Below are 6,520 nucleotides of genomic sequence, written 5' to 3'. Positions count from 1 at the left end.
GCCCGCCTCGCCGGCGCCCGGCACGCCCGCGCTGTCCTGGTCGTACGTCACCGGGGCGCCGAACGCGCGGTCGCCGCCGAGCCGCACGGTGACCGAACCACCCTTGCTGCCACGGGAGTTGCCGGTGATCAGGTCGTCGTAGCCGTCGCCGTCGACATCACCCGCGGTGGCCGCCTCGCGCGTGGCCGTCGGGTCGTCGCCCTCGCCCAGGAGCTCTGCCTGGTAGCCGTAGTCGCCGGCGCCGCCGTTCATGTGGGCGGTGTAGGCGCCGCCGTCCGCGCGCTCGCCGTACAGGACGTAGCCGAAGCCGTCCTTGTACTTGAAGTTGCCGCTGACCATGCCGTCCAGGCGTACGCCCTCGGGCAGGAAGTCGACCTCGAGCCCGAACGCGCGGCCGTCCTCGCCCGCACCGGAGTAGTACCACCAGTTGTCGCCGCTGATCACGGCAAGCTGGGGCGCGCCGTCGGTGTCCAGGTCGTTCCAGGTGGTGGCCTCGCCGAAGCGGCCCGCGGTGTCGGCAGGGGCGTTCACGACATGGCTGCCGCCGGTGAATCCGGTCTTGCCGCCCTTGATGACGGTCACGGAGCCGGAGGGCTTGCCCGTCACCTTCTCGCCGGGGGCGCCGACGATCAGGTCGGCGTAACCGTCGTCGTTCACGTCACCGCTGGTGACGTTCTCGCCGAACTCGTCCTCGGCCTCGGTGACTCCGGGGACACCGGCCGTGTCCTGGGTGACGGTGACCGAGCGGCCCTCGGACACACCCGAGGCCGAGCCGAACGTCACGGTCACGGAGTTGGCGCCGGGCGTCCCGATCGCGAGGTCGCGGTAACCGTCGCCGTTGTAGTCGTCCTTGAGCGTCGACGCGGCGCTCGCCGTACCCGCGAGGGGCAGCGTCAGACCCGCGGCGGCGAGGGCCGCGACACTCGCGGCGATGGCCAGGTTACGTACGCGCACGTGGGACTCCCGGGAGTGGGGAAATACTTCCGGGGGGTGTGACTGGTGAGGCGTACGAATGGTTGTGCGACGGGGTGGAAGAGGTGGCCGGAAGGTGAACGGCCCGGATGTCCCAAAGGGGCCTATTTCACGTTCTGGCTTCACGTCCCGGCTTCACGTCCTGGCTCCACGTCCTGGCGGTGGGCCCGTCAGCGGCCGGACTTCAGGACGGTCGCGTAGCCGTCGTACCCGTAGGTTTCAGGTAGTTCGGCGCGAAGTACTGCACCTGGCCCGGATCCAGCCCCTCAGCCGTCCCCCGGAACGCGAGGAAGGCGGGCTTCTTCCTCTCCCATTTCTCGGCGAGGACGATCAGATCCTGGCGGCCGTCCCCGTTGAAGTCGAGCAGCTCGTCGGAGCCGAACTCGGTCCATCTGTAAGGCTTTCCGGTCGTGCTGGGCAGGCCGTCGGTCAGCGGGCTCACGGTTTGCGCGCCGTCCAGGTCCGGTCCTTCCGAGGTGCCCGGCAGGAGGGAGACCTCGCCGCCGTTCCCCTTCGGGTCGTTGTCGCCGAGGACGAGGTCGGGCACCTTGTCGCCCGTGACGTCGCCGACCTTCGGGTCGAAGCCCCAGCTCCACGCCTTCTGCTTCATCTTCTTGGCCGAACGCCCCTTGCCCAGACCCGACTTGGAGCCGTAGATGATGGTGATCTCACCGGGGTCGCTGCCCCCGCCCGCGTGGTTGTCGGAAGCCTCGCCCGAGCCGATCACGTCGTCGATGCCGTCGCCGTCCGCGTCCGCGACGGTGACGCCGCGCAGTCCTTCCACGGTGCTCATGGCGTCGTACAGGTCGGGCTTCACATCGGGCCCCGGCACCAGGCCGCCCTTGGCATCACCCCGGTAGTAGGCGAGCCGCGTCAGATCGTCGGGGGCGGAATCGTCCTGCTCGGCGTCGAACCCGTACGGCAGGAGGATGTCGGTGCATCCGTCGGCATCGAAGTCACCCGTGTGCGCTTCCAGCGGAGTGGTGTAGCCGTGCTGGCTGAAGTCCATGGCCCAGGAGCGGGCCGGAGCGCCTGCGCGGTTGAAGGGGCCGAACAGCACCTCGCCCCTTTCCCGTTCGGCGGGCAGCCTCGGGTCCCACTCCTCACCGCTCTCGTCGTCGATCGTGCCTTTACCGCCGTCGAGGAGATCCACGGACCCGTCCCCGTCGAAGTCACCGGCTGCCAACGGACGGAATCCGTCCGGCACATCGAGGTCCTTGGGGGCGGAGAGCCCCCGCGCGCCACCGAACAGGGCGAAGGTCCTGGTGTCCGGGTACTTCCCGCGTGAGCCGATCAGATCGGTGAAGCCGTCACCGTCGAGGTCGGCTCGGAGCGGTTCGCTGAAGAAGCCCTCGACCTCGCCGTCGTCGCCCTCGCCGTCCTCGCCGTCGCCGTCCGGAACCCGTACCGGCGACCCCGTGAGGAGACCCTTCGCGGAGCCGTAGACGACGGCGAGTTCGATGTCGGACCGGTCCGCGTCCGGGCCCTCGAAGTCGACCTCCACCGCGTAGTCGTCGAACCCGTCCCCGTTGAAGTCCCCGGTGTCGGGGTCCTTCGAGGCCTTGCCGACGGCGGGCGAGCCCTTGAGCGGAGGGCGGACCTCGCTACGGGCGCTGCCCTCGTCCGTGGCGCCGCCGCATCCGGCGAGCAGAGCCGTCGTACAGCAGAGGGCAAGCCCCATACGTCGCAGCGCCCTCACGCACCGTCCCCCAAGGCCAAGAACTCCTGTGTGGAGAAGGTGAGCCGAGGCTTGCGCGCGACGAGGTCGCCCTTCACCCCCGGATAAACCCCCACCGTGTCCTCGCCGTCTCCCCGGTACGTACGAAGGACCAGATCGGCCCGCTTGTCCCCGTCGAAGTCCGCGATGGCGAGGACCTGGGTCGTGCCTTTGGCCGAGGGGGTCACGAGCGCGGTGGCGTTCGTGCCGAGGCCCGTGGCCCGCCCCCGGAACACCCGCACCTCACCGGCGCCGCCGCCACTCCCGCTGCCGCCCCCGCTCAGGACGAGCTCGCTCAGGCCGTCCCCGTCGAGGTCGCCCGCGTCCACCGCCACGTTCTTCGCCTCAAGCGTGGAGCGCAGGGTGCCGGGCACGTCGTAGCGCAGGGCGACTCCCGCCGGGCCCGCGACAGCCGCGTCGGTCGCCCTGCCCTTGCCGAAGCGCCCGAACGCGGTGTCCGTGCCGGAAGGGAAGAGCACCCCGGTCTCGGCGGGGCCCTTCGGGCCGCCCAGGACGAGCGCGCCCGCCGCGGCGCCGGAAGCGTTCGCTGCCTTGCGGACCAGGAGGTCGTCGTAGCCGTCGCGGTCGACGTCCGTGGCCCTGCCGGTGACGAGGTCGTTGCCGGGCGCGGCAAGGGGTTTGCCCGCGGCGCGCGGGGCGCCGGTCCGCTTGAACGGGCCGCGCAGGAAGGTGAGCCGGGCGCCGCTCGCGTGCAGGACGAGGTCGCTCGCGCCGTCTCCGTCGAAGTCCCCGCACACCGGCTGGTCGGACCAGTCGTTGCCGATGCGGGACTGCGCGGGCACCTTCACCTTCACGGCCTTGCCCTTCAGGCCCTGGGTCGAGCCGAAGATGATCTGCAGCGGCACGGGCGGCTGGCCCAGGCCGTCGTACGGCGGGTCGGTGGAGACAAGCAGGTCGGTGAACCCGTCCTTGTCGAGGTCGCAGGAGGCCTCCGACTCGAAGGCGGCGGGCAACTCGCCCTTGGTGCGCGCCCCGTTGGCCCGCGCGCTCAGCAACTGCCGCGCCCCGGGCCGCAGTCCGCTCCTCGACCCGTAGACGACGCCGATCCCCGCGTCGTCGCCGTGGCCGCTGTGCACGAGGTCGTCGAGTACGAGATCGGGGGCGCCGTCACCGTTGAAGTCGTCGTCGGCCTTGCTGCCCTTGCCCTGGGGGACGGGCTGCTGCGCCGCGCCCTTGCCCGCCATGCTGACGGGCCGGTGCCGGGTGTCGGGCCTGTCCGCCCCGTCGTTGCCGCCGCCGCATCCGGCGAGCAGCAGCGCGCAGCTGACGGCGGCGGCCGTACCCACGGCACCGCCGCGTCTGACGCCACGTATGCCACGTGTCCCGGCACTCCGCATGCCCATCACCCACCCCGACCGCCCCACCCGACAACAACCAGCACATGATGCCCCCCGCCCGCTCCACACGAAAGGCCGGTCCCGCCCTGAGGGCGGAACCGGCCTGAAGCCGTGCGGCTTTCGCTACTTGACCGGCTCGGGCTCCGGCTCGTCCGCGGTCTCGGACTCACCGGCGGGGTCCACCGGGGTCTTCACGGAGTCGAGCAGCAACTGCGCGACGTCCACGACCGTGAGCGATTCCTTCGCGGCGCCGTCGTTCTTCTTGCCGTTGACGGAGTCGGTGAGCATCACGAGGCAGAACGGGCAGGCGGTCGACACGATGTCGGGGTTGAGGCTGAGCGCCTCGTCGACCCGCTCCGTGTTGATGCGCTTGCCGATCCGCTCCTCCATCCACATCCGCGCGCCACCGGCGCCGCAGCAGAAGCCGCGCTCCTTGTGGCGGTGCATCTCCTGCTGGCGCAGGCCGGGGACGGCGGACATGATCTCGCGCGGGGGCGTGTAGATCTTGTTGTGCCGGCCCAGGTAGCACGGGTCGTGGTAGGTGATGAGGCCCTCGACGGGCGTCACCGGGATGAGCTTGCCCTCGTCGATGAGGTGCTGGAGCAGCTGCGTGTGGTGGATGACTTCGTAGTCACCGCCGAGCTGCGGGTACTCGTTGCCGAGGGTGTTGAGGCAGTGCGGGCAGGTCGCGACGATCTTCTTGGCCGTCTTCGGCTTCTTGGTCGACTCGTCCTCGTCATCTTCACCGAACGCCATGTTCAGCATCGCGACGTTCTCCTGGCCGAGCTGCTGGAACAGCGGCTCGTTGCCCAGGCGGCGTGCGGAGTCACCGGTGCACTTCTCGTCGCCGCCCATGATCGCGAACTTGACGCCCGCCATGTTGAGCAGCTCGGCGAAGGCCTTGGTGGTCTTCTTCGCGCGGTCCTCGAGCGCGCCCGCGCAGCCGACCCAGTAGAGGTACTCGACCTCGGTGAGGTCCTCGATGTCCTTGCCGACGACCGGCACCTCGAAGTCGAGCTCCTTGAGCCACTCCAGGCGCTGCTTCTTCGCCAGGCCCCAGGGGTTGCCCTTCTTCTCCAGGTTCTTGAGCATCGTCCCGGCCTCGGACGGGAACGCGCTCTCGATCATCACCTGGTAGCGGCGCATGTCGACGATGTGGTCGATGTGCTCGATGTCCACCGGGCACTGCTCGACGCAGGCGCCGCAGCTGGTGCAGGACCACAGGACGTCGGGGTCGATGACGCCGTTCTCCTCGGCGGTGCCGATGAGAGGGCGCTCGGCCTCGGCGAGAGCGGCGGCCGGAACGTCCTTGAGCTGCTCCTCCGTCGCCTTCTCGTTGCCCTCCATGTCCTTGCCGCCACCGGCGAGCAGGTACGGGGCCTTGGCGTGCGCGTGGTCGCGCAGCGACATGATGAGCAGCTTCGGGGAGAGCGGCTTTCCGGTGTTCCAGGCGGGGCACTGCGACTGGCAGCGGCCGCACTCGGTACACGTACTGAAGTCGAGGAGCCCCTTCCAGGAGAACTGCTCGACCTGGCTGACGCCGAAGACGGCGTCCTCGGCCGGGTCCTCCCAGTCGATCGGCTTGCCGCCGGACGTCATGGGCTGGAGCTCGCCGAGGGTCGTGGAGCCGTCCGCGTCGCGCTTGAACCAGATGTTCGGGAAGGCGAGGAAGCGGTGCCAGGCGACGCCCATGTTGGTGTTGAGCGCGACGGTGATCATCCAGATGAAGGACGTCGCGATCTTGACCATGGCGAAGAAGTACGTGAGGTTCTGCAGCGTCGAGAGGTCCATGCCGCCGAACCACGAGACGAACGGGTACGAGATGAAGAACGACGCCTCGTAGCTGTCCTCGTGGTGCTGGGCACCCTCAAGGGCGTGCAGCGTGAAGATGCAGATGCCGACGATGAGGATGACGGCCTCGACGAAGTACGCCTGGCCCTTCTTGGAGCCCGCGAAGCGGGACTTGCGGCCCGGCTTGTCGGGGTTGCTCAGCTGCCGGATGACGATCAGCGTCAGGATGCCGACCACCGTCATGGTGCCGATGAACTCGACGAACATGTTGTACGGGGCCCACTCGCCGATGATCGGCAGCATCCAGTCGGCCTTGAAGAGCTGGCCGATGGCGTTGACGATGGTCAGGAGCAGCGAGAAGAAGCCCACCGCCACGAACCAGTGCGCGACGCCGACGACGCCCCAGCGGTTCATGCGGGTGTGGCCGAGGAACTCCTTGGCCACCGTGACGGTGCGCTGCACGGGCTGATCGGTGCGGGTGCCTGCCGGGACGGACTGGCCGAGCCGCATGTACTGGACGATCTGCACGATGGCACGGCCGAACAGCGCGACGCCGACCGCGATTAGGACCAGCGACACGATGATCGCGGCGAGTTGCATTTGGGGGCTCCTCGGGCCTGCGAGGCGAACTATTACTAAGCGGTAACTTATGCAGTCCGTCTGAGACTACCCACTTACTCAG

General features: G+C 69.3%; 4 protein-coding genes. All 4 read right to left on the bottom strand.

From position 1 onward, the window contains the following. A partial coding sequence (locus ABD378_RS09210) for an FG-GAP repeat protein (RefSeq protein WP_344520055.1) occupies nt 1-954 on the bottom strand: 954 nt, incomplete at its 3' end. Between the two features lie 202 nt (nt 955-1,156). Beyond that, nucleotides 1,157-2,653 (bottom strand): FG-GAP repeat domain-containing protein, encoded by a 1,497-nt coding sequence (locus ABD378_RS09205; RefSeq protein WP_344520054.1) that lies wholly within the window; start codon nt 2,651-2,653, stop codon nt 1,157-1,159. 14 nt (nt 2,654-2,667) lie between these two features. Further along, complete coding sequence (locus tag ABD378_RS09200; protein ID WP_344520053.1) at nt 2,668-3,996, bottom strand: FG-GAP repeat domain-containing protein; 1,329 nt, start codon at nt 3,994-3,996, stop codon at nt 2,668-2,670. A 174-nt stretch (nt 3,997-4,170) separates the two neighbouring features. Beyond that, the gene (locus ABD378_RS09195) at nt 4,171-6,438 is read right to left on the bottom strand and encodes a (Fe-S)-binding protein (protein WP_344520052.1); all 2,268 of its coding nucleotides are present in this window, start codon (nt 6,436-6,438) and stop codon (nt 4,171-4,173) included. Between the last annotated feature and the right edge of the window lie 82 nt (nt 6,439-6,520).

The sequence above is a fragment of the Streptomyces rectiviolaceus genome, from assembly GCF_039533825.1.
GTDB classification, from domain to species: domain Bacteria; phylum Actinomycetota; class Actinomycetes; order Streptomycetales; family Streptomycetaceae; genus Streptomyces; species Streptomyces rectiviolaceus.
The sequence above is the reverse complement of the archived record's forward strand: the minus strand, read 5'-3'. Positions and strand labels throughout refer to the sequence as shown.